A 22,894-nucleotide genomic window follows, 5' to 3' on the forward strand; every position below is an offset into this window, starting at 1 on the left:
CGCGGGGATACGGCGGGACTTTCCGGGCAATGGGGGGTAGTTGGGGCTCTGCCGCCGGGTGACACCCCCGACGTAACGTGTCCCCCAAGCGAACCGGAAAGCGAGGCAGCAACAGATGCCCGAGCAGAGCAGCCCGCTCGAACTGGCCGAGGGCGATCCCTTCGGTCCGCACAACCTTCCGTACGGCGTGTTCTCCGCCCCCGACCGGCCCGGAGAGCGACGCGTCGGCGTCCGCATCGGCAACCACGTACTCGACGCCGGGGCGGCCGCGCTCGCCCTCGGCTCGCCCTACGCGCAGCTGCTGGCCCAGCCCGATCTGATGCCGCTGCTCGCGGCCGGCCGCACCGCCTGGAGCGATGTGCGCCGCGCCCTGACCGCGTGGGTGACGGTCCCGGCCCACCGGCCCGACATAGAGCCGCTGCTGCACCCGGTGGAGTCCGTGACGCTCCACCTGCCCTACCGGGTGGCGGACTACGTCGACTTCTACGCCAGCGAGCACCACGCCACCAACGTCGGCCGGATCTTCCGCCCGGACGGCGACGCGCTCACGCCCAACTGGAAGCACCTGCCGATCGGTTACCACGGCAGGGCGGGCACGGTCGTGGTCTCCGGTACGGATGTGGCGCGCCCGTCGGGCCAGCGCAAGACCCCCGCGGACCCGGCCCCGGTCTTCGGACCGTCCGTGAAGCTGGACATCGAGGCCGAGGTCGGCTTCGTCGTCGGCACCTCCTCCGAGCAGGGGCACCCGGTCGCGCTCACCGACTTCCGCGAGCACGTCTTCGGCCTCTCGCTGCTCAACGACTGGTCCGCGCGCGACATCCAGGCCTGGGAGTACGTGCCGCTGGGCCCCTTCCTCGGCAAGTCCTTCGCCACCTCGGTCTCCGCCTGGGTGACCCCGCTGGAGGCCCTGGACGCCGCCCGCACCGCCCCGCCCGCCCGCGACTTCCCGCTGCTGCCCTACCTCGACGACGCGGAGGAGGACGAGCCCGGCGGCTACGACCTCCGGCTCTCCGTCGCCATCAACGGCCACGTCGTCGCGGAGCCGCCGTTCTCCACCATGTACTGGACAGCCGCCCAGCAGCTGGCCCAGATGACCGTGAACGGCGCCTCGCTGCGCACCGGCGACCTGTACGGCTCCGGCACCATCAGCGGCGCCGAGCCCGCCCAGCGCGGCTCCCTGCTCGAACTCACCTGGAACGGCCGCGATCCACTGGAGCTGCCCGAGGGCAAGCGGACGTTCCTGGAGGACGGGGACACGGTGACGCTGACGGCATGGGCGCCCGGCCCGGACGGCACCCGGGTCGGTCTCGGCGAGGTGACCGGACGGATCGTGTCCGCGCCGTGATCCCGGAGCCCACACCGACCCGGCCGGAGGAACTGCTGCTGCCCCTGTACCCGGTCCGCGGCAAACCGTTCTGCCGCAACCGCTTCCTGGAGTACGCGATGGCCGGGGCCGCCCTGGCGGAGCTGGAACTCCAGGACCGGGTCACCGGGCAGGGCGCGCGCTTCCAGGTGACCCACCCGCTGGAACCGCCGGACCCGGTGCTCGCCGGGGTGACGCGGAGCCTGCCGGCACCCGGCAAGGGCGGAGGGGGTTCCGGGGCATCGGCCGAGAGATGGGTGCGGCACGCCGGGCGGCGGGTCGAGGGCCTGTATCTGGACGCCCTGGTGGAGCGCGGCGTCCTGCGCCGCGAGACCCACCGCTTCCTCGGCCTGCTGCCCTACCGCCGCCACCCGGTGGTGGCGAAGGACCTGGCCGCCCTGGCCCGCACCCGCTTCTACGCCGCCGAGCGAGCGGGCTTCCCCGACCCCCGCAGCCGGGCCCTGGCCGCCCTCGTCTCGGCGGCGGGCCTGTCCCGCTCCGTCGGCGGCACGGACCGCGGCAGCCGCAGAGCGATGCGCCACCTGGTCCACGACCACTGGCCGGCCCACGCGGTGCTCCGCAACATCCGCCAGGACAAGGCGAACCAGTCGGGGGACGGGGGGTAGGGCCTGTCCGGTGCGGGCGCCGACCGCGCCCGCACAAGGCCGCAGGTCAGCGCCGCGAGAGGCGTTCACACGTTCGGGGGAGCCCTATCCGGTTCCCGGCGGATACGCTGGAAGCTCCCGCGAGACTGCGTCCATGGGAGCACTGATGAGCATCGAACCCGAGGCGTCCGAGCCGCGGTGGGCGGTCCCGCCCGTGGGCGGCTGGACCGCCGATGACCTGGACACACTCCCGAATCTGCCTCCGCACACGGAGCTGATCGACGGGAGCCTGGTTTTCGTGAGTCCGCAGACCGTATTCCACGAGCGCGCGATCGACTACCTCAAATGGCAGTTGCAGTCACTCGCACCGCTCGACCTGGAGGTCTTTCGAGAATTCACCATCGACGTCGACTTCCAGAACCGGCCCGAGCCCGATGTGGTCGTCGTCCGAGCCGACGCGGTCGAGAGCCTGCGGCAGACGCGGTTCCCCGCGAGCAGCGTGCTGCTCGCGATCGAGGTCGTGTCCGACGAGTCCGTCACGCGTGACCGGGAGACCAAGCCCGTGAAGTACGCGCGGGCGAAGATCCCGCACTACTGGCGGGTGGAGAACCAGGACGGCCGCGCGGTTGTGTACGTCTTCGAGCTGGAGCCGGCGACCGGGGCGTACACCTCCACCGGGATCTTTCACGACCGGATGAAGGTGTCCGCGCCCTTCACGGTCGACCTCGACCTGACCGCGATCGTCTCCAGGCGCCGGGCGGCGGACCCGCAGTAGGCCCGCCGTACTCCGGGACCCCGGCAGCCCGCCTCACTCGTACTCGGGCGGCTCCTCGTCCCAGCCGAACTCCGGGTCGGCGGCGGGGGCAGCAGTGGGTGCCGGTGCCGGAGCGGGCACCCGGGCCTGGGCCGCGGGGGCTGCTGCCGGGCCGGAGACCACGGGCGCCGGGGCCGCTTCCGCCGGGGCGGCGGGTTCCGCGTCGGCGGCCGGGAGCCCCGCCAGTACCTCCAGCACGCCCTCCCCGTACGTCGCCAGCTTCTTCTCGCCCAGGCCGCTGATCCCGCCCAGCTCCGCGAGCGAACCCGGCCGCAGCGCGGCGATCTCCCGCAGCGTCGCGTCGTGGAAGATCACGTACGCCGGGAGGCCCAGCTCCTTGGCCTGGGCGCCGCGCCAGGCGCGCAGTGCCTCGAAGACCGGGACCGCCGACTCCGGCAGATCCGCGACGGCGGCCGCCTTGCTCTTGCCGCTCTTCGACGAGGAGCGGGCCGGGGCGACCTTCTTCGGCTCCTTGCGCAGCAGCACCTCGCGCTCCCGGCCGAGCACGGAACCGCTCTCCTCCGTGAGGACCAGCGTGCCGTACTCACCCTCGACCGCGAGCAGGCCCTGGGCCAGCAGCTGGCGGACCACGCCGCGCCACTCCGCCTCCGCCAGCTCCTCGCCGATGCCGAACACCGAGAGCTGGTCGTGGTCGAACTGGATGATCTTCGCCGTCTTGCAGCCCAGCAGGATGTCGATGATCTGGCCCGCGCCGAACTTCTGTCCGCGCTCCCGCTTCAGCCGTACGACCGTGGACAGCAGCTTCTGGGCGACCACCGTGCCGTCCCAGGTCTCGGGCGGGGCCAGGCAGGTGTCGCAGTTGCCGCAGGAGGCGGTGGCGGGTTCCTGGCCGAAGTACTTCAGCAGCTGGGCCCGGCGGCACTGCACGGTCTCGCACAGGGCCAGCATGGAATCCAGGTGCGAGGCGGCCCGGCGGCGGAAGGCCTCGTCGCCCTCGCCGCCCTGGATGAGCTTCCGCTGCTGGACGACGTCCTGGAGTCCGTAGGCCATCCAGGCCGTGGAGGGGGCGCCGTCACGGCCGGCGCGGCCGGTCTCTTGGTAGTAGCCCTCGACGGACTTCGGCAGGTCGAGGTGGGCGACGAAGCGGACGTCCGGCTTGTCGATGCCCATGCCGAAGGCGATCGTCGCGACGACGACCAGGCCCTCCTCGCGCAGGAAGCGGGACTGGTGGCGCGCCCGGATCCCGGCGTCCAGACCCGCGTGGTACGGGACGGCCTCGATGCCGTTGCGGCACAGGTACTCGGCGGTCTTCTCGGTGGAGTTGCGCGAGAGGCAGTAGACGATGCCCGCGTCCCCGGCGTGCTCCTCCTTGAGGAAGGAGAGCAGCTGCTTCTTGGGGTCGGCCTTGGGCACGATCCGGTACTGGATGTTGGGTCGGTCGAAGCCCGCCACGAAGTGCTTGGCGTCGGGCATGCCGAGGCGCTGGGTGATCTCCTGGTGCGTGGCCGCGGTCGCCGTCGCCGTCAGCGCGATCCTCGGTACGTCGGGCCAGCGCTCGCCCAGGACGGACAGGGCCAGGTAGTCGGGCCGGAAGTCGTGGCCCCACTGGGCGACGCAGTGCGCCTCGTCGATGGCGAAGACGGAGATCTCACCGCGTGAGAGCAGGCCGAGCGTGGAGTCCAGCCGGAGCCGCTCCGGCGCGAGGTACAGCAGGTCCAGCTCGCCCGCGACGAACTGGGCCTCCATCGAGCGCCGCTCGTCGAGGTCCTGCGTGGAGTTGATGAACCCGGCCCGCACGCCCAGCGCCCGCAGCGCGTCCACCTGGTCCTGCATCAGGGCGATCAGCGGCGAGATGACGATGCCCGTACCGGACCTGACCAGGGACGGGATCTGGTAGCAGAGCGACTTGCCGCCACCGGTCGGCATGAGCACGACGGCATCCCCGCCGGCCACCACATGATCGACGACCGCTTCCTGCTCGCCCCGGAACGACTCGTACCCGAAGACCCGGTGGAGCGTCTGCCGCGCGTCACTCTCGGTCACACCCATGGTCACTTCTGTCACGTCTGTCACGCCTGCCCTGCCCGTCCCGCTCATCGCTCTGTCCCCCGGCATCCGGCCCGTTCTTGTCCTCGCGCTCTCCTGCCACGATAGGCGCCGCATACGACAACGCCGGACGGGCTTGACTTCCAAGCCCGTCCGGCGCTGGTCCCGCAGTGGTACGCCTCGCCCTGCCGCCCTACCGTACGAAGACTCCCGCCTGGCTCGCCAGGTCCAGGAAGTACTGCGGGGCCAGTCCCAGCACCAGCGTGACCGCGACACCGACCGCGATCGTGGTCATCGTCAGCGGGGACGGGACGGCGACCGTGGGGCCGTCCGCCTTCGGCTCGCTGAAGAACATCAGCACGATGACCCGGATGTAGAAGAACGCGGCGATCGCCGAGGAGATCACACCGACGACGACCAGTCCGCCCGCGCCACCGTCGGCCGCGGCCTTGAACACCGCGAACTTCCCGGAGAAGCCCGAGGTGAGCGGGATACCGGCGAAGGCCAGCAGGAACACCGCGAAGACCGCGGCGACCAGCGGGGAGCGGCGGCCGAGCCCGGCCCACTTCGACAGGTGCGTCGCCTCGCCGCCCGCGTCACGCACCAGGGTGACGACGGCGAAGGCGCCGACCGTCACGAAGGAGTACGTGGCCAGGTAGAAGAGGACCGAGGAGATGCCCTCCGGGGTGGCCGCGATGACACCGGCCAGGATGAATCCGGCGTGCGCGATCGAGGAGTAGGCCAGCAGCCGCTTGATGTCGGTCTGGGTGATGGCGACGATCGCACCGCCCAGCATCGTGACGATCGCGACGCCCCACATGACCGGGCGCAGGTCCCAGGTGAGGCCCGGCAGCACCACGTACAGCAGGCGCAGCAGCGCGCCGAACGCGGCGACCTTCGTGGCCGCGGCCATGAAGCCGGTGACCGGGGTCGGGGCGCCCTGGTAGACGTCCGGGGTCCACATGTGGAAGGGGACGGCGCCGACCTTGAAGAGCAGCCCGGTCAGGATCATCGCGCCGCCGATGAGCAGCAGCGCGTCGTTGCCCATGGTGTCCGCGAGCGCCGGGTCGATCTTCTGGATGGAGCCGTCCACGACGGACGCGATCTTGGCGTACGAGACGGAGCCCGCGTATCCGTAGAGCAGGGCGATCCCGAAGAGCAGGAACGCCGAGGAGAAGGCGCCGAGCAGGAAGTACTTCACCGCGGCCTCCTGCGACATCAGCCGCTTGCGGCGGGCGACGGCGCACAGGAGGTAGAGCGGGAGCGAGAAGACTTCCAGGGCCACGAAGAGCGTCAGCAGATCGTTGGCCGCCGGGAAGACCAGCATGCCCGCGACCGAGAAGAGGATCAGCGGGAAGACCTCTGTGGTGGTGAACCCGGCCTTGACCGCGGCCTTCTCGCTGTCGCTGCCGGGCACGGAGGCGGCCTGCGCGGCGAACGAGTCGACCCGGTTGCCGTGCGAGGCGGGGTCGAGCCGCCGCTCCGCGAAGGTGAACACGGCGACCAGCGACGTCAGCAGGATGGTGCCCTGGAGGAACAGGGCGGGCCCGTCGATGGCGACCGCCCCCATCGCGGCGATGTGCGCCTTCGTCGTGCCGTACCCGTCGGCCGCCAGGCCGATCACCGCGGCGAACGCGGCGACCAGCGCGACGACGGTCAGGAACATCTGCGTGTGGTAGCGGGCCCGGCGCGGCACGAAGGCCTCGACGAGCACGCCCAGTACGGCGACTCCGATCACGATCAGGACCGGGGTCAGCTGGGCGTACTCGATGACCGGCGCCTTGAACTTCTCGTCAGGAGCGGCCGATGTCACCCCGCCCGCCATCGTCCACAGGCTGTGGACAGCTGTTGCGCTCACTTGACGGCCTCCACCTCGGGCTGCGGGTCCTTCTTCTGTACGTCCGACATGGTGTGTTTCACCGCGGGGTTGACGATCTCCGTCAGCGGCTTCGGGTAGACGCCCAGGAAGACCAGCAGCGCGATCAGCGGGAGGACCACCACCAGTTCACGGACCTTGAGGTCCGTCATGCCCTGGACCTCGGCCTTGACCGGTCCCGTCATCGTCCGCTGGTAGAGCACCAGGACGTAGATCGCGGCGAGCACGATCCCGGTGGTGGCGATGATGCCGGCCACCGGATAGGCGGAGAACACGCCGACCAGGACCAGGAACTCACTGACGAACGGGGCGAGTCCCGGCAGCGACAGCGTGGCCAGGCCGCCGATCAGGAAGGTGCCGGCCAGGATCGGCGCCACCTTCTGGACTCCGCCGTAGTCGGAGATGAGCCGCGAGCCGCGCCGGGTGATCAGGAAGCCCGCCACCAGCATCAGCGCGGCCGTCGAGATGCCGTGGTTGATCATGTAGAGCGTCGCGCCCGACTGGCCCTGGCTCGTCATCGCGAAGATGCCGAGGACGATGAAGCCGAAGTGCGAGATCGACGCGTAGGCGATCAGCCGCTTGATGTCGCGCTGGCCGACGGCGAGCAGCGCCCCGTACACGATGCTGATCAGCGCCAGGACCAGGATCACCGGGGTGGCCCACTTGCTGGCCTCCGGGAAGAGCTGGAGGCAGAAGCGCAGCATCGCGAAGGTGCCGACCTTGTCGACGACCGCGGTGAGCAGCACGGCGACCGGGGAGGTCGCCTCGCCCATGGCGTTGGGCAGCCAGGTGTGCAGCGGCCACAGCGGGGCCTTCACCGCGAAGGCGAAGAAGAACCCGAGGAAGAGCCAGCGCTCGGTGCTGGTCGCCATGGAGAACGTGCCGTTGGCGCGGGCCTCCGCGATCTCGGAGAGCGAGAACGTCCCCGCGACCGTGTAGAGCCCGATCACCGCGGCCAGCATGATGAGGCCGCCGACCAGGTTGTAGAGGAGGAACTTGACGGCCGCGTACGAGCGTTGCGCCGCGGCGTTCTCGTCTCCGCCGCCGGCCGCCGCGGCGGCCGCGGAGGAGGTGGCCCGGTCACCGAAGCCGCCGATGAGGAAGTACATCGGGATGAGCATGGCTTCGAAGAGGATGTAGAAGACGAAGACGTCGGTGGCCTCGAAGGAGAGGATCACCATCGCTTCGGTCATCAGCATCAAAGCGAAGAAGCCCTGGGTGGGCCGCCAGCGCCGGCTCTGGTTCTCCAAGGGATCGGCGTCGTGCCAGCCCGCCAGGATGATGAAGGGCATCAGCAGGGCGGTGAGCGCCATGAGCGCCACCCCGATGCCGTCCACCCCGAGTTCGTACCGGACGCCGAAGTCCTTGATCCAGGCGTGCGATTCGGTGAGCTGGAAACGGCTGCCGCCGGGTTCGAAGCGGGCGAGCACGATACCCGCGAGCACCAGGGTGCCCAGCGAGAAGAGCAGCGCCAGCCATTTGGCGGCGGTGCGCCGTGCGGCCGGGACGGCGGCGGTGGCGATCGCGCCGATCGCCGGGAGCACCGCCGTCGCTGTCAGGAGGGGAAAGGACATGTGATCAGACCGCCCTCATCAGCAGGGTCGCGGCGATGAGAACCGCCGTACCGCCGAACATCGAGACCGCGTAGGAGCGGGCGTAGCCGTTCTGCAGTTTGCGCAGCCGGCCGGAGAGCCCGCCCATGGACGCGGCCGTGCCGTTGACGACGCCGTCGACCAGGGTGTGGTCCACGTAGACCAGGGAGCGGGTGAGGTGCTCGCCGCCGCGGACCAGGACCACGTGGTTGAAGTCGTCCTGGAGGAGATCGCGGCGGGCGGCCCGGGTGAGCAGCGAGCCGCGCGGGGCGACCGCGGGCACGGGCTTGCGCCCGTACATCAGCCAGGCGATGCCGACTCCGATGACCAGCACCACCATGGTGGCGGCGGTGACGGTGGTCGCGCTGACCGGGGCGTCTCCGTGGTCGTGGCCGGTGACCGGCTCCAGCCAGTGCAGGAAGCGGTCCCCGATGGAGAAGAAGCCACCGGCGAAGACCGAGCCGAAGGCCAGCACGATCATGGGGATCGTCATGGACTTCGGGGACTCGTGCGGATGCGGCTCGTGGCCCTCCGAGTCGGGGACCCAGCGCTTCTCGCCGAAGAACGTCAGCAGCATCACGCGCGTCATGTAGAACGCGGTGATCGCGGCGCCCAGGAGGGTGACCGCGCCGAGGATCCAGCCCTCGGTGCCGCCCTTGGCGAAGGCCGCCTCGATGATCTTGTCCTTGGAGAAGAAGCCGGACAGTCCGGGGAAGCCGATGATCGCGAGGTAGCCGAGGCCGAAGGTGACGAAGGTGACCGGCATGTACTTCCGCAGGCCGCCGAACTTCCGCATGTCCACCTCGTCGTTCATGCCGTGCATGACCGAACCGGCGCCGAGGAAGAGCCCGGCCTTGAAGAAGCCGTGCGTCACCAGGTGCATGATCGCGAAGACATAGCCGATCGGGCCGAGCCCGGCGGCCAGGATCATGTAGCCGATCTGCGACATCGTCGAGCCGGCGAGGGCCTTCTTGATGTCGTCCTTCGCGCAACCGACGATCGCCCCGAAGATCAGGGTGACCGCGCCGACGACCACGACGACCAGCTGGGCGTCCGGGGCGGCGTTGAAGATCGCGCCGGACCGGACGATGAGGTAGACGCCCGCGGTCACCATGGTGGCGGCGTGGATCAGGGCCGAGACCGGGGTCGGGCCCTCCATCGCGTCACCGAGCCAGGACTGCAGCGGCACCTGGGCGGACTTGCCGCAGGCGGCGAGGAGCAGCATCAGGCCGATCGCCGTCAGCTTGCCCTCGGTCGCCCCGCCGGTCGCCTCCAGGACGGGGCCGAAGGCGAAGGTGCCGAAGGTGGTGAACATCAGCATGATCGCGATCGACAGGCCCATGTCACCGACCCGGTTGACCAGGAAGGCCTTCTTCGCGGCGGTGGCCGCGCTGGGCTTGTGCTGCCAGAAGCCGATGAGCAGGTACGACGCCAGACCGACGCCCTCCCACCCGACGTACAGCAGCAGGTAGTTGTCGGCGATGACCAGGATCAGCATCGCCGCGAGGAAGAGGTTCAGATAGCCGAAGAAGCGGCGCCGGCGCTCGTCGTGCGCCATGTAGCCGATCGAGTAGATGTGGATCAGCGTGCCCACACCCGTGATCAGCAGCACGAACGTCATCGACAGCTGGTCGAGCTGGAAGGCCACATCGGCCTGGAAGCCCTCGACCGGAATCCAGCTGAACAGCTTCTGGTGCAGCGCCCGGTCGTCCGCGCCCTTCCCCAGCATGTCGAGGAAGAGCACCACGCCGATGACGAAGGAGGCGGCGGCGAGCAGGGTGCCGAGATAGTGGCCCACGCGGTCAAGGCGTCGGCCGCCGCAGAGCAGCACCGCCGCTCCGAGCAGGGGCGCCGCGACAAGCAGCGCAATCAGGTTCTCCACGGTTCCAAGCTCCCCTTACAGCTTCATCAGGCTGGCGTCGTCGACCGAGGCCGAGTGGCGGGAACGGAACAGCGACACGATGATCGCGAGCCCGACGACGACCTCCGCGGCGGCGACGACCATCGTGAAGAACGCGATGATCTGGCCGTCGAGGTTGCCGTGCATGCGGGAGAAGGTGACGAACGCGAGGTTGCAGGCGTTGAGCATCAGCTCCACGCACATGAACACCACGATCGCGTTCCGCCTGATCAGCACTCCGGACGCGCCGATGGTGAACAGCAGTGCGGCGAGATAGAGGTAGTTGACCGGATTCACTTCGCGACCTCCTCTTCCTCTGCGGTGTCCCGGCCGAGCCGTTCGCCGGAGCGCTGCTCCAGCGCCTTGAGTTCGGCCAGCGACTCGGTGGACACATCGCGCATCTGGCCGCGCTTGCGCAGCGTCTGCATCACGGTGAGTTCGGACGGTGTGCCGTCGGGGAGCAGACCGGCGATGTCCACGGCGTTGTGCCGGGCGTAGACGCCGGGGGCGGGCAGCGGCGGCAGGTGGCTGCCTCGTACGCGGTCCTCGGACATCTCCCGCTGGGTCTTGGTCCGTTCGGTGCGCTCGCGGTGGGTGAGCACCATCGCGCCGACGGTCGCGGTGATCAGCAGGGCGCCGGTGATCTCGAAGGCGAAGACGTACTTGGTGAAGATGAGGCTGGCGAGCCCCTCGACGTTTCCGCCGTGCTCGGCGTTGGCGGTGCCGAGCCCGTTGAAGCTGTTCAGCGAGGCGTTGCCGATGCCGGCGATCAGGAGGACACCGAAGCCGAGACCGCAGCCGATGGCCAGCCAGCGCTGGCCCTTGAGGGTCTCCTTCAGTGAGTCCGCCGCCGTGACGCCGACGAGCATGACCACGAAGAGGAACAGCATCATGATCGCGCCCGTGTAGACGACGACCTGGACGATGCCCAGGAAGTACGCCCCGTTGGCGAGGTAGAAGACCGCCAGGATGATCATGGTCCCGGCGAGGCTCAGCGCACTGTGCACGGCCCTCTTCATCAGTACGGTGGACAGAGCGCCGATCACGGCGACGATGCCGAGCACCCAGAACTGGACGGCCTCGCCGGTGGACGTCTGGGAGGCCGCGACGGCCAGGCCGGTCATGCGTCCACCTCCGAGCCGTTGCTCTCGTGCGCGTCCTCTGCGGGCTTCTCGCCCTTGGAGACGGCGACCTGACGCTCCGTACCGGGGGCGACCTCGATCACCAGGCCCCGGTAGTAGTCCTGTTCGTCCGTGCCGGGGAAGATCGCGTGCGGGCTGTCGACCATGCCTTCCTCCAGGCCCGCGAGCAGCTCGTCCTTGGTGTAGATGAGGCTTTCGCGGGTGGTGTTGGCGAGCTCGAACTCGTTGGTCATCGTCAGCGCCCGGGTCGGGCAGGCCTCGATGCACAGTCCGCACAGGATGCAGCGCGCGTAGTTGATCTGGTAGACGCGGCCGTAGCGCTCCCCCGGGGAGTAGCGCTCCTCCTCGGTGTTGTCCGCGCCCTCGACGTAGATCGCGTCCGCCGGACAGGCCCAGGCGCACAGCTCGCAGCCGATGCACTTCTCCAGGCCGTCCGGATGGCGGTTGAGCTGGTGCCGGCCGTGGAAGCGCGGCGCCGTCACCTTCGGCGTCTCCGGATACTGCTCGGTCAGCCGCTTCTTGAACATGGCCTTGAAGGTCACGCCGAAGCCGGCCACCGGATTCTGGAACTTGTCGTCCGAGGACTGCGGGGACTGGGCGGACCCGCCGGCCCCCGAGCCCCCGGGAGCCACGCCCGACCCCGTCGGCCCGGCGGCCTCCGGGGGCCTCTGGGGCTCCCGCGACTCAGGCAGTTCAGACATGGTCGGCCTCCTTTCCGTCACTCGGATTTCCGTCACTCTGAGTATCCACGCCGCCACTGACAACGAGCTCGCGCTCACGGCGCGGCACTCGCCTCGGCACCGGCGGCAGGGCCTGTCCGGGCAGCGGTGGCACCGGGAACCCGCCCGCCATCGGGTCGAACGCCGGTTCCGGCTCCGCCTCCGCCGCGTCGGCCCGGCCCTTGCGGTCGCGGAACATGTCGACGACGAAGGAGATCAGCAGGATCGCGATCACGGCCCCTGCCACGTAGAGCAGGATCTTCGAGTAGTCGTAGCCCTCGTTGCGCAGCGCCCGCACCGTGGCGACCAGCATCAGCCAGACCACGGAGACCGGGATCAGGACCTTCCAGCCCAGCTTCATCAGCTGGTCGTAGCGGACCCGGGGCAGCGTGCCGCGCAGCCAGATGAAGAAGAACAGCAGCAGCTGGACCTTGAGGACGAACCAGAGCATCGGCCACCAGCCGTGGTTCGCGCCCTCCCAGAAGGTGCTGATCGGCCACGGGGCCCGCCAGCCGCCCAGGAACAGGGTGATGGAGACCGCGGAGACGGTGACCATGTTGACGTACTCGGCGAGCATGAACATCGCGAACTTGATGGACGAGTACTCGGTGTTGAAGCCGCCGACCAGGTCGCCCTCCGACTCGGGCATGTCGAACGGGGCACGGTTGGTCTCACCGACCATCGTGATGATGTAGATGATGAACGAGACCGGCAGCAGCAGGATGAACCAGCGGTCCTGCTGCGCCTCCACGATCTTCGAGGTCGACATCGACCCGGAGTAGAGGAACACCGAGGCGAACGCGGCGCCCATCGCGATCTCGTAGCTGATCATCTGCGCGCACGAGCGCAGACCGCCGAGCAGCGGGTACGTCGATCCGGAGGACCAGCCCGCCAGCACGATGCCGTAGATCCCGACCGAGGCGACCGCGAGGATGTAGAGCATCGCGATCGGCAGGTCGGTGAGCTGCATCGCCGTACGGTGCCCGAAGATCGAGACCTCGTTGTCGGACGGGCCGAACGGGATCACCGCGATCGCCATGAACGCCGGTACGGCGGCGACGATCGGGGCGAGGATGTAGACGACCTTGTCCGCCCGCTTGACGACCAGGTCCTCCTTCAGCATCAGCTTGACGCCGTCGGCCAGCGACTGGAGCATGCCCCAGGGTCCGTGCCGGTTGGGGCCGATGCGCAGCTGCATCCAGGCGACGACCTTGCGCTCCCACACGATGGAGAAGAGCACGGTCAGCATCAGGAACGCGAAGCAGAAGACCGCCTTGACGACGACGAGCCACCAGGGATCGGTGCCGAACATCGACAGGTCCTCTGCGGCGAGCACCGCGCCGTGCGGGGCCGCGGCCAGTTGAGCGAGGGCAGTCACGCTCGCACCTCCGGTGTCTCGTCGGGAGTACCCGGTGCGGTGGGGCCGATCCGCACCAGACCGCCGGGCCGGGCACCGGTTGTGGCCGGCACGCCCCGTCCGGTGGAGTTCAGCGGCACCCAGACCACCCGGTCCGGCATGTCGGTCACCTGGAGCGGGAGTTCGACGCTCCCGGCCGGGCCGCTGACGGCCAGCAGATCGCCGTCCTTGACGCCGGTCTCGGCGGCCGTGACGGCGGAGAGCCGGGCGACCGCGGCGTGCCGCGTCCCGGCCAGCGCCGTGTCGCCCTCCTGGAGCCGGCCCAGGTCGAGCAGCATCCGGTGGCCCGCCAGGACCGCCTCGCCGTCACCGGGCCTGGGCAGCGGCTGGGCCGGTTCGCGCGGGTCCGCCGTGTGCGTGCCCTGCCAGCCGCCGAGCCGGTCCAGCTCGCGGCGGACCGACTTCAGGTCCGGCAGCGCGAAGTGGACGTCCAGCGCGTCGGCCAGCATGTGCAGCACCCGGGCGTCGCCCGGCGCGAGGGTCCGGGTCATCTGCTCCGGCTTCAGCGCGGCCTCGAACATCCGCGCCCTGCCCTCCCAGTTGAGGAAGGTGCCGGACTTCTCCGCGACCGCGGCCACCGGGAACACCACGTCGGCGCGGTCCGTGACCTCGCTGGGGCGCAGCTCCAGCGAGACCAGGAAGCCGACCCGGTCCAGGGCCTCCAGGGCCCGGCCGGGCTCCGGCAGGTCGGCGGTCTCGACCCCGGCGACGAGCAGCGCGCCCAGTTCGCCGGAGGCCGCGGCCTCGATGATCTGGCCGGTGTCGCGGCCGAACCGGGACGGGAGTTCGGCGACGCCCCAGAGGGCCGCCACCTCGTCCCGGGCCCGCGGCTCTGTGGCCGGGCGGCCGCCGGGCAGCAGCGACGGGAGAGCGCCCGCCTCCACCGCACCGCGCTCGCCGGCCCGGCGCGGGATCCACACCAGGGTGGCGCCGGTGGCGGTCGCCGTCCGTACCGCGGCGCTCAGCCCGCCCGGCACTCCGGCCAGCCGCTCCCCCACCACGATCAGGGCGCCGTCGCCGCGCAGCGCCTCGGCCGCGGCGGCTCCGTCGCCGTCCAGGCCGACGCCGCCCGCGATCGCGTCCAGCCACTCCGTCTCGGTACCGGGGGCGGCCGGCAGCAGGGTGCCGCCCGCCTTCGTGAGGCCGCGGGTGGCGTGCGAGGCGATCCCGAAGGTCCGCTGGCCGCTCTTGCGGTTGGCCTTGCGCAGCCGCAGGAAGACGCCGGGCGCCTCCTCCTCGGACTCGAAGCCGACCAGCAGCACGGCCGGGGCCTTCTCCAGCGAGGTGTACGTGACCCCGCTGCCGTCCAGGTCGCGGCCGCGCCCGGCGACTCGGGCGGCCAGGAAGTCGCCCTCCTCGCTGCTGTGCACCCGGGCCCGGAAGTCGATGTCGTTGGTGTCCAGGGCGATCCGGGCGAACTTGCTGTAGGCGTACGCGTCCTCGACGGTCAGCCGGCCGCCCGTGAGGACGCCGGCCCTGCCTCGGGCGGCGGCGAGCCCGGCGGCCGCCGCCGCCAGCGCCTCGGGCCAGCTCGCCGGCTCCAGCTCGCCGGACTCGCCCCGTACCAGCGGGGTGGTGAGCCGGTCGCGCTGCTGGGCGTAGCGGAAGCCGAAGCGGCCCTTGTCGCAGAGCCACTCCTCGTTGACCTCGGGGTCGTTGGAGGCGAGGCGTCGCATGACCTTGCCGCGCCGGTGGTCGGTGCGCGTCGCACAGCCGCCTGCGCAGTGCTCGCACACCGAGGGCGAGGACACCAGGTCGAAGGGGCGGGAGCGGAACCGGTAGGCCGCCGAGGTCAGCGCCCCGACCGGGCAGATCTGGATGGTGTTGCCGGAGAAGTACGACTCGAACGGGTCGCCCTCGCCGGTGCCGACCTGCTGGAGCGCGCCGCGCTCGATCAGCTCGATCATCGGGTCGCCCGCCACCTGGTTGGAGAACCGTGTGCAGCGCGCGCAGAGCACGCAGCGCTCACGGTCCAGCAGCACCTGGGCGGAGATCGGGACGGGCTTCTCGAAGGTGCGCTTCTTCCCGTCGAAGCGGGAGTCGGCGCCGCCGTGCGACATCGCCTGGTTCTGCAGGGGGCACTCGCCGCCCTTGTCGCAGACCGGGCAGTCCAGCGGGTGGTTGATGAGCAGGAGCTCCATCACCCCCTTCTGGGCCTTCTCCGCGACGGGCGAGGTGATCTGCGACTTGACGACCATGCCGTCGGTGCAGGTGATGGTGCAGGACGCCATCGGCTTGCGCTGGCCCTCGACCTCGACGATGCACTGGCGGCAGGCGCCGGCCGGGTCGAGGAGCGGGTGGTCGCAGAAGCGCGGGATCTCGATGCCGAGGAGTTCGGCGGCCCGGATGACCAGGGTGCCCTTGGGCACGCTGATCTCGATGCCGTCGATGGTCAGCGTGACGAGGTCCTCGGGCGGGAGAGCCGCCTCGCCGCCCCCGGAGGGCGCACTCGTGGTGACTGTCATGCGTTCACCCCCCGGTGAGCGGTCTTGTCGTCTTTGTCGTCGGCCCAGACGGTCGACTTGGCGGGATCGAAGGGGCAGCCCTGGCCCGTGATGTGCTGCTCGTACTCCTCGCGGAAGTACTTGAGCGAGGAGAAGATCGGTGAGGCGGCGCCGTCACCGAGGGCGCAGAACGACTTGCCGTTGATGTTGTCGGCGATGTCGTTCAGCTTGTCCAGGTCGGACATCTGCCCCTTGCCGGCCTCGATGTCGCGGAGCAACTGGACGAGCCAGTAGGTGCCTTCGCGGCAGGGTGTGCACTTGCCGCAGGACTCGTGGGCGTAGAACTCGGTCCAGCGGGTGACGGCGCGCACGACGCAGGTCGTCTCGTCGAAGCACTGGAGCGCCTTGGTGCCGAGCATGGATCCGGCGGCGCCGACGCCCTCGTAGTCGAGGGGGACGTCGAGGTGCTCCTCGGTGAACATCGGGGTGGAGGAGCCGCCCGGGGTCCAGAACTTGAGCCGGTGGCCGGGGCGCATGCCGCCGCTGATGTCGAGGAGCTGGCGCAGGGTGACGCCGAGCGGGGCCTCGTACTGGCCGGGTCCCGCGACGTGTCCGCTGAGCGAGTAGAGCGTGAAGCCCGGGGACTTCTCGCTGCCCATCGACTTGAACCAGTCCTTGCCCTTGTTCAGGATCGCGGGAACCGAGGCGATGGACTCGACGTTGTTCACCACAGTGGGGCAGGCGTACAGACCGGCGACGGCGGGGAAGGGCGGCCGCAGCCGGGGCTGGCCGCGCCGTCCTTCGAGGGAGTCGAGCAGCGCCGTCTCCTCACCGCAGATGTAGGCGCCGGCACCCGCGTGCACGGTGAGTTCCAGATCGAGACCGGAGCCCAGGATGTCCTTGCCGAGATAGCCCGCCTCGTACGCCTCGCGCACGGCCTCGTGCAGCCGCCGCAGTACGGGGACGACCTCGCCGCGCAGGTAGATGAAGGCGTGCGAGGAGCGGATCGCGTAGCAGGCGATCACGATGCCTTCGATGAGGCTGTGCGGGTTGGCGAAGAGGAGCGGGATGTCCTTGCAGGTCCCCGGCTCCGACTCGTCGGCGTTGACCACCAGGTAGTGCGGTTTGCCGTCGCCCTGCGGGATGAACTGCCACTTCATCCCGGTGGGGAAGCCGGCGCCGCCCCGGCCGCGCAGACCGGAGTCCTTGACGTACGCGATGAGGTCGTCCGGGGGCATGGCGAGGGCCTTGCGCAGTCCCTCGTACCCCTCGTGGCGGCGGTAGGTCTCCAGGGTCCAGGACTCGGGCTCGTCCCAGAAGGCGGACAGGACCGGTGCCAGAAGCTTCTCGGGGCTGGTCCCGTTCTTGTCGATTTCGGCGGCCAACGTCATCACTCCCCCTCCTCGGCGGCGGGACCGGCCGGGTGGTCCGGGTCGGATGCCGAGGTCTCTTGTGGTGCGTCGTGGGAGCTGAGGTGTTCGGCACCCTTCTGCGGTTCGTCGCGCGGTGCTTCACCGCGCGGGCTCACCACGCGGGGCTGCGGCGTGGCCTCGCCCTTGGCCAGCTTCAGGCCGATCAGCGAGGCGGGTCCGGCGCCGCCGGTCGCCTCTACCGCGCCGGGGCGCTCGTCGGGGAAACCGGCCAGGATCCGGGCGGTGTCCTTGTACGAGCACAGCGGGGCGCCGCGGGTCGGCTCGACGGTGCGTCCGGCGATCAGGTCGTCGACGAGCCGGGTCGCGCTCTCTGGCGTCTGGTTGTCGAAGAACTCCCAGTTCACCATCACGACGGGCGCGAAGTCGCAGGCGGCGTTGCACTCGATGTGTTCGAGGGTGACCTTGCCGTCCTCTGTCGTCTCGTCGTTGCCGACGCCGAGGTGCTCCTTGAGCCGGTCGAAGATCGCGTCGCCGCCCATCACCGCGCAGAGCGTGTTGGTGCAGACGCCGACCTGGTAGTCGCCGCTGGGCTTGCGCCGGTACATCGAGTAGAAGGTGGCGACGGCCGTGACCTCGGCGGTGGTGAGACCGAGCTGCTCGGCGCAGAACGCCATGCCCGTACGGGAGACGAACCCCTCCTCCGACTGCACCAGGTGGAGCAATGGCAGCAGCGCGGAGCGGCTGCCGGGGTAGCGGGCGATCACCTCCTTCGCGTCCGCTTCGAGCCGGGCGCGCACCTCGGCCGGGTAGGCGGGGGCGGGGAGCTGCGGCATCCCCAGACTGACTTCGCTGCGTGCTTCGGTCACCGGTCGACGCCTCCCATCACGGGGTCGATGGACGCGACGGCGACGATGACGTCAGCGACCTGGGCGCCCTCGCACATCGCCGCCATGGCCTGGAGGTTGGTGAAGGACGGGTCGCGGAAGTGGACCCGGTAGGGGCGGGTGCCGCCGTCCGAGACGACGTGCACGCCGAGTTCGCCCTTGGGCGATTCGACGGCGGTGTACGCCTGCCCGGCGGGGACCCGGAAACCCTCGGTCACCAGCTTGAAGTGGTGGATCAGGGCCTCCATGGAGGTGCCCATGATCTTCCTGATGTGGTCGAGCGAGTTGCCGAGTCCGTCCGGTCCCAGCGCGAGCTGCGCGGGCCAGGCGATCTTCTTGTCGGCGACCATGACCGGTCCCGGCTCCAGCCGGTCGATGCACTGCTCGATGATCCGCAGCGACTGGCGCATCTCCTCAAGGCGGATGAGGAAGCGGCCGTAGGAGTCGCAGCTGTCGGCCGTGGGGACGTCGAACTCGTAGTTCTCGTACCCGCAGTAGGGATCGGTCTTGCGCAGGTCGTGCGGGAGTCCGGCGGAGCGCAGGACGGGACCGGTGGCGCCGAGCGCCATGCAGCCGGTCAGGTCGAGGTAGCCGACGTCCTGCATACGGGCCTTGAAGATGGGGTTGCCGGTGGCGAGCTTGTCGTACTCCGGCAGGTTCTTCTTCATGGTCTTCACGAACTCGCGCAGGTGGTCGACCGCGCCCGGCGGCAGGTCCTGGGCGAGCCCCCCGGGCCGGACGAACGCGTGGTTCATCCGCAGTCCGGTGATCAGCTCGAAGAGGTCGAGAACGAGTTCACGATCGCGGAAGCCGTAGATCATGATCGTCGTGGCGCCGAGCTCCATGCCGCCGGTGGCGATGCACACCAGGTGCGAGGAGAGCCGGTTGAGCTCCATCAGCAGCACGCGCAGGACGGTCGCCCGGTCGGGGATCTGGTCCTCGATGCCGAGGAGCTTCTCCACCCCAAGGCAGTACGCCGTCTCGTTGAAGAACGGCGTGAGGTAGTCCATGCGCGTGACGAAGGTGGTGCCCTGCGTCCAGTTCCGGAATTCGAGGTTCTTCTCGATGCCGGTGTGGAGGTAGCCGATGCCGCAGCGGGCCTCGGTGACGGTCTCGCCGTCGATCTCCAGGATCAGCCGGAGCACACCGTGGGTGGACGGGTGCTGAGGACCCATGTTGACGATGATGCGCTCGTCGTCCGAGGCGGCCGCCGACTGGACGACCTCGTCCCAGTCGCCGCCGGTGACTGTATATACAGTCCCCTCGGTCGTTGCCCTGGGCGTTGCGTGGGGAGTGGTCATCAGGAGTACGACCTCCGCTGGTCCGGAGCCGGGATCTGGGCGCCCTTGTACTCGATGGCGATGCCGCCGAGCGGGTAGTCCTTGCGCTGCGGGAAGCCCTGCCAGTCGTCCGGCATCATGATCCGGGTGAGGGCGGGATGCCCGTCGAAGACGAGCCCGAAGAAGTCGTACGTCTCGCGCTCGTGCCAGTCGTTGGTCGGGTAGACCGCGACGAGCGACGGGATGTGCGGATCGCTGTCCGGCGCGGACACCTCCAGCCGGATGAGCCGGCCGTGGGTGAGCGAGCGCAGGTGGTAGACGGCGTGCAGCTCGCGTCCCTTGTCACCGAGGAAGTGGACGCCGCTCACCCCCGTACAGAGCTCGAAGCGCAGTGCCGGGTCGTCGCGCAGGGTCTTCGCGACGGTGGGCAGGTGCTCGCGGGCGATGTGGAAGGTGAGCTCGTCGCGGTCCACGACGGTCTTCTCGATGGCGTTGTCCGGGAGGAGGCCCTGTTCCTCCAGGGCTCCTTCGAGCTCGTCGGCCACCTCGTCGAACCAGCCGCCGTACGGGCGCGAGGTGGCGCCCGGCAGCGTGATGGTACGGACGAGCCCGCCGTAGCCGGAGGTGTCGCCGCCGTTGTTGGCGCCGAACATGCCCTTGCGTACGCCGATGACCTCGCCGGTCTCGTCGCGCGGGGAGGGGACGCCGTTGGCGCCGGGCTCCTGGTCGCTCATCGCAGCAGCCCCTTCATCTCGATCAGGGGCAGTGCGTTGAGCGCCGCTTCCTCCGCCTCGCGGGCGGCCTCCTCCGCGTTGACCCCGAGCTTGGAGCCCTGGATCTTCTGGTGGAGCTTGAGGATCGCGTCGATCAGCATCTCGGGACGCGGCGGGCAACCCGGCAAATAGATATCAACCGGCACAATATGATCAACACCCTGAACAATGGCGTAATTATTGAACATCCCGCCCGATGACGCGCAAACCCCCATGGAGATGACCCACTTGGGATTCGGCATCTGGTCGTAGACCTGCCGCAGGACGGGCGCCATCTTCTGGCTGACCCGTCCCGCCACGATCATCAGGTCCGCCTGCCGCGGCGATCCGCGGAAGACCTCCATCCCGAACCGGGCCAGGTCGTAGCGACCGGCCCCGGTCGTCATCATCTCGATGGCGCAGCAGGCGAGGCCGAAGGTGGCCGGGAATACGGAGGACTTCCGTACCCAGCCGGCGGCCTGCTCGACAGTGGTCAGCACGAAGCCGCTGGGCAGCTTCTCTTCGAGTCCCATGGTGTGCCCCTCAGCCCCTCAGTCCCATTCCAGGCCGCCGCGACGCCACACATACGCGTAGGCGACGAAGACGGTGAGCACGAAGAGCAGCATCTCGACGAGCCCGAAGATCCCCAGGGCGTCGAAGGTGACCGCCCAGGGATAGAGGAAGACGATCTCGATGTCGAAGACGATGAAGAGCATCGCCGTCAGGTAGTACTTGATCGGGAAACGGCCGCCTCCGGCTGGAGTGGGGGTGGGTTCGATACCGCACTCGTACGCTTCCTGCTTTGCCCGGTTGTACCGCTTGGGGCCGATAAGCGTGGCGCTGACCACGGAGAAGATCGCAAACCCTGCCCCGAGGGCGCCGAGCACGAGGATGGGCGCGTAGGCATTCACGCTCCTCGCTCCTTCCAGTCGTCCTTGACCGTTGGACCGCATCGGGCGATCTGGCTCGCCACCTCACCAAGATCGTGCACATGTGAGGCAGTTCACAAGCCCGACTGCCCCGCATCCTATGCCCGCCGTCCTGTGATCTGCGACACGGGGTACGACAACGCCTTTGTGATCTCCACCACCTGACGAACGATCATCAAGTCGGATGAGCGGTGATCTTCATACACGAAGCGGCCGAGCGATCACGAGACGTGACATCCAGTGCCGTCATGACTGGTCAAGGAGGTGTTGCCGTATCAAGCGATGGCATCTACAGCCAAATTGGCAATGGACGCGATGCGGTGATATAGGGATCTGCCCCACTCTGCGGCGGGGGCGGGCCGTCAGGGATCGCCAGAGGGGGGGCGGGGGCCGACCCGAGGTGACGCGATGGAGAAAATACCAGCATCCGGACATCAATCTACTTCCGGACGAATGGGCCATCACACGCGGCCAGTTCGACGCCCACACCACGCTTCTCGCGCGAGGTGCCCGTATGCCCATCACACCGAGACCATGCTGTGACCTGCATCACTCCACAGCCACCGTCACATAAGCGGGCTTGGCCAACGGTGTGAACGGATGGTAAGTGGCGGGCAATTCGGGCGTATTGCCGAAAACCCGTGATCACAGCCGTGATCACGCCCGTCCGATTTGCCCGTTACGGCGTCAATAAAGGCCCCGGGAAAGCGGATTCACAGATTCCGGACGTAATTGTGTCGCAACACACGTTTCTTGATGGGACCCCTGGGGCCCTGATAGCGCTAGTACCCATGTCCCACACCGCTCTCATACCCAGCCACCGGAAGCCCCGCCAAAGCGCCTCGAAGACGGCGCTGCGGGCCGGAGTTGCCGGTGGCGTCCTCAGCACCATCGCGGTCGCAGGCGCTGCCGGTCCGGCCCAGGCCGAGCCGGTGACCCAGACCATCGAGATGCCCACCATCACGGCCGGCCTCTCCACCACCGTCGCGGCGTCCGCGGAGGCCACGCAGCAGGTCGCTCTCGACCTGGAGACGCAGGCCAACGAGGACGCGGCAGCCGCCACCGCCGCCAAGGCCGCCAAGAAGGCCAAGGCAGAGGCCGTCCGCAAGGCAGAGGCCAAGAAGAAGGCCGAGGCCGCCGCGAAGGCCAAGGCGGAGGCCGCCGAGCGCGCCTCCCGCTCCGCCGAGCGCACGACGCTCAGCGCCCCCTCGGGCTCCTCCTCGTCCGGCTCCTCCTCGTCCGGCTCCTCCTCGTCCGGCTCCTCCTCGTCCGGCTCCTCCGTGTCGACCGCCTCCGCGCCGGCCTCCTCCTCCGCATCGGGCTCCGCGGCCTCGGTCGTCTCGTTCGTGCAGATGCAGGTGGGTGACGCGTACGTGTCCGGCGGCACCGGCCCCAACTCGTGGGACTGCTCCGGCCTCGTCCAGGCCGCGTTCCGCACGGTGGGCGTCGACCTGCCGCGCGTCTCGCAGAGCCAGTCGACCGCGGGCACCCAGGTCGGGCTCGGCAACCTCCAGCCGGGCGACATCCTCTACTGGGGCGGCGCGGGCAGCGCGTACCACGTCGGGGTCTACGTGGGCGGCGGCCAGTTCGTCGGCGCGCAGAACTCCTCGACCGGCGTGGTGCAGAAGTCCCTGGACTACGACCCGCCGTCGGGCGCGGTCCGCGTCCTCTGATTCACGTCACCTGAGTTCACGGATTCACAAGCGCCTCGGCGCACATCGGATGGCCGTCGCTCCCCCGCTCGGGAGCACGGCCATTCCTCGTTTCCGGGCGCTGTCTCCGACGGGGGCCCGACAT

Annotated in this window: 19 protein-coding genes; 4 read left to right on the plus strand and 15 right to left on the minus strand. The window is 69.5% G+C overall.

Annotation, left to right across the window (positions count from 1 at the left end; genetic code table 11):
* The first annotated feature begins 115 nt into the window (after positions 1-115).
* The 3 genes from fahA to RLT59_RS14840 all read left to right on the plus strand — a co-directional run bounded on the left by fahA (position 116) and on the right by RLT59_RS14840 (position 2,743).
* Positions 116-1,345: a fumarylacetoacetase gene (gene fahA, locus RLT59_RS14830; RefSeq protein ID WP_311303833.1), complete on the plus strand. Its 1,230-nt coding sequence runs from the start codon at positions 116-118 to the stop codon at positions 1,343-1,345.
* The gene (locus RLT59_RS14835; protein ID WP_311303834.1) at positions 1,342-1,989 is read left to right on the plus strand and encodes a GOLPH3/VPS74 family protein; all 648 of its coding nucleotides are present in this window, start codon (positions 1,342-1,344) and stop codon (positions 1,987-1,989) included. Before fahA ends, RLT59_RS14835 begins: the two co-directional genes overlap by 4 nt.
* 145 nt (positions 1,990-2,134) lie before the next feature.
* Positions 2,135-2,743: a Uma2 family endonuclease gene (locus tag RLT59_RS14840; RefSeq protein ID WP_311303835.1), complete on the plus strand. Its 609-nt coding sequence runs from the start codon at positions 2,135-2,137 to the stop codon at positions 2,741-2,743.
* Positions 2,744-2,776: 33 nt separating this feature from the next.
* On the opposite strand, the gene recQ is transcribed toward RLT59_RS14840, so the two are convergent.
* The 15 genes from recQ to RLT59_RS14915 all read right to left on the minus strand — a co-directional run bounded on the left by recQ (position 2,777) and on the right by RLT59_RS14915 (position 21,079).
* Positions 2,777-4,792, minus strand: a complete 2,016-nt coding sequence (recQ, locus tag RLT59_RS14845) for a DNA helicase RecQ (protein WP_311303836.1) — start codon at positions 4,790-4,792, stop codon at positions 2,777-2,779.
* A 190-nt stretch (positions 4,793-4,982) separates the two neighbouring features.
* Positions 4,983-6,647 carry an NADH-quinone oxidoreductase subunit NuoN gene (gene nuoN, locus RLT59_RS14850; RefSeq protein WP_311303837.1) on the minus strand — a complete coding sequence of 555 codons (1,665 nt, stop codon included), beginning with the start codon at positions 6,645-6,647 and terminating at the stop codon, positions 4,983-4,985.
* Entirely contained in the window at positions 6,644-8,239 is a 1,596-nt protein-coding gene (locus RLT59_RS14855; RefSeq protein ID WP_311303838.1) for an NADH-quinone oxidoreductase subunit M, read from the minus strand. The genes nuoN and RLT59_RS14855 overlap by 4 nt, the downstream gene beginning before the upstream one ends.
* A gap of 4 nt (positions 8,240-8,243) precedes the next feature.
* Positions 8,244-10,139 (minus strand): NADH-quinone oxidoreductase subunit L, encoded by a 1,896-nt coding sequence (gene nuoL / locus RLT59_RS14860; RefSeq protein WP_311303839.1) that lies wholly within the window; start codon positions 10,137-10,139, stop codon positions 8,244-8,246.
* A gap of 15 nt (positions 10,140-10,154) precedes the next feature.
* Positions 10,155-10,454 carry an NADH-quinone oxidoreductase subunit NuoK gene (gene nuoK, locus RLT59_RS14865; RefSeq protein WP_024493678.1) on the minus strand — a complete coding sequence of 100 codons (300 nt, stop codon included), beginning with the start codon at positions 10,452-10,454 and terminating at the stop codon, positions 10,155-10,157.
* Positions 10,451-11,281 (minus strand): NADH-quinone oxidoreductase subunit J, encoded by an 831-nt coding sequence (locus tag RLT59_RS14870; RefSeq protein ID WP_311303840.1) that lies wholly within the window; start codon positions 11,279-11,281, stop codon positions 10,451-10,453. The genes nuoK and RLT59_RS14870 overlap by 4 nt, the downstream gene beginning before the upstream one ends.
* Positions 11,278-12,000 carry an NADH-quinone oxidoreductase subunit NuoI gene (nuoI, locus tag RLT59_RS14875; protein ID WP_311303841.1) on the minus strand — a complete coding sequence of 241 codons (723 nt, stop codon included), beginning with the start codon at positions 11,998-12,000 and terminating at the stop codon, positions 11,278-11,280. The genes RLT59_RS14870 and nuoI overlap by 4 nt, the downstream gene beginning before the upstream one ends.
* A complete protein-coding gene (gene nuoH, locus RLT59_RS14880) occupies positions 11,993-13,396 on the minus strand; it encodes an NADH-quinone oxidoreductase subunit NuoH (protein ID WP_311303842.1) in 1,404 nt (467 codons plus the stop codon). The genes nuoI and nuoH overlap by 8 nt, the downstream gene beginning before the upstream one ends.
* On the minus strand, positions 13,393-15,900 hold the full coding sequence (locus RLT59_RS14885; protein WP_311303843.1) for an NADH-quinone oxidoreductase subunit G: 2,508 nt from the start codon (positions 15,898-15,900) through the stop codon (positions 13,393-13,395). Before RLT59_RS14885 ends, nuoH begins: the two co-directional genes overlap by 4 nt.
* Entirely contained in the window at positions 15,897-17,270 is a 1,374-nt protein-coding gene (nuoF, locus tag RLT59_RS14890; protein WP_311303844.1) for an NADH-quinone oxidoreductase subunit NuoF, read from the minus strand. The genes RLT59_RS14885 and nuoF overlap by 4 nt, the downstream gene beginning before the upstream one ends.
* Positions 17,270-18,085, minus strand: coding sequence for an NADH-quinone oxidoreductase subunit NuoE (gene nuoE / locus RLT59_RS14895; protein WP_311307728.1), 816 nt, complete (start codon positions 18,083-18,085; stop codon positions 17,270-17,272). The genes nuoF and nuoE overlap by 1 nt, the downstream gene beginning before the upstream one ends.
* A 29-nt stretch (positions 18,086-18,114) precedes the next feature.
* Positions 18,115-19,437, minus strand: a complete 1,323-nt coding sequence (locus RLT59_RS14900) for an NADH-quinone oxidoreductase subunit D (protein ID WP_311303845.1) — start codon at positions 19,435-19,437, stop codon at positions 18,115-18,117.
* Positions 19,437-20,150 (minus strand): NADH-quinone oxidoreductase subunit C, encoded by a 714-nt coding sequence (locus tag RLT59_RS14905; RefSeq protein WP_311303846.1) that lies wholly within the window; start codon positions 20,148-20,150, stop codon positions 19,437-19,439. The genes RLT59_RS14900 and RLT59_RS14905 overlap by 1 nt, the downstream gene beginning before the upstream one ends.
* Positions 20,147-20,701 carry a NuoB/complex I 20 kDa subunit family protein gene (locus RLT59_RS14910; protein WP_024491742.1) on the minus strand — a complete coding sequence of 185 codons (555 nt, stop codon included), beginning with the start codon at positions 20,699-20,701 and terminating at the stop codon, positions 20,147-20,149. Before RLT59_RS14910 ends, RLT59_RS14905 begins: the two co-directional genes overlap by 4 nt.
* An 18-nt stretch (positions 20,702-20,719) precedes the next feature.
* A complete protein-coding gene (locus RLT59_RS14915; RefSeq protein ID WP_024491741.1) occupies positions 20,720-21,079 on the minus strand; it encodes an NADH-quinone oxidoreductase subunit A in 360 nt (119 codons plus the stop codon).
* A gap of 809 nt (positions 21,080-21,888) precedes the next feature.
* Between RLT59_RS14915 and RLT59_RS14920 the strand changes: the two genes are divergently transcribed.
* Positions 21,889-22,770, plus strand: a complete 882-nt coding sequence (locus tag RLT59_RS14920) for a C40 family peptidase (protein ID WP_311303847.1) — start codon at positions 21,889-21,891, stop codon at positions 22,768-22,770.
* Positions 22,771-22,894: the final 124 nt, after the last annotated feature.

It is taken from the genome of Streptomyces sp. ITFR-6, from assembly GCF_031844725.1.
Lineage (GTDB): Bacteria > Actinomycetota > Actinomycetes > Streptomycetales > Streptomycetaceae > Streptomyces.

Bases quoted from the DNA above. Each gene is read 5' to 3' on its own strand.
- fahA (WP_311303833.1), top strand. From the start codon at position 116: ATGCCCGAGCAGAGCAGCCCGCTCGAACTGGCCGAGGGCGATCCCTTC.
- RLT59_RS14840 (WP_311303835.1), top strand. From the start codon at position 2,135: ATGAGCATCGAACCCGAGGCGTCCGAGCCGCGGTGGGCGGTCCCGCCC.
- recQ (WP_311303836.1), bottom strand. From the start codon at position 4,792: ATGGGTGTGACCGAGAGTGACGCGCGGCAGACGCTCCACCGGGTCTTC.
- RLT59_RS14855 (WP_311303838.1), bottom strand. From the start codon at position 8,239: ATGTCCTTTCCCCTCCTGACAGCGACGGCGGTGCTCCCGGCGATCGGC.
- RLT59_RS14870 (WP_311303840.1), bottom strand. From the start codon at position 11,281: ATGACCGGCCTGGCCGTCGCGGCCTCCCAGACGTCCACCGGCGAGGCC.
- nuoI (WP_311303841.1), bottom strand. From the start codon at position 12,000: ATGTCTGAACTGCCTGAGTCGCGGGAGCCCCAGAGGCCCCCGGAGGCC.
- RLT59_RS14885 (WP_311303843.1), bottom strand. From the start codon at position 15,900: ATGACAGTCACCACGAGTGCGCCCTCCGGGGGCGGCGAGGCGGCTCTC.
- nuoF (WP_311303844.1), bottom strand. From the start codon at position 17,270: ATGACGTTGGCCGCCGAAATCGACAAGAACGGGACCAGCCCCGAGAAG.
- nuoE (WP_311307728.1), bottom strand. From the start codon at position 18,085: ATGCCGCAGCTCCCCGCCCCCGCCTACCCGGCCGAGGTGCGCGCCCGG.
- RLT59_RS14900 (WP_311303845.1), bottom strand. From the start codon at position 19,437: ATGACCACTCCCCACGCAACGCCCAGGGCAACGACCGAGGGGACTGTA.
- RLT59_RS14905 (WP_311303846.1), bottom strand. From the start codon at position 20,150: ATGAGCGACCAGGAGCCCGGCGCCAACGGCGTCCCCTCCCCGCGCGAC.
- RLT59_RS14910 (WP_024491742.1), bottom strand. From the start codon at position 20,701: ATGGGACTCGAAGAGAAGCTGCCCAGCGGCTTCGTGCTGACCACTGTC.
- RLT59_RS14920 (WP_311303847.1), top strand. From the start codon at position 21,889: ATGTCCCACACCGCTCTCATACCCAGCCACCGGAAGCCCCGCCAAAGC.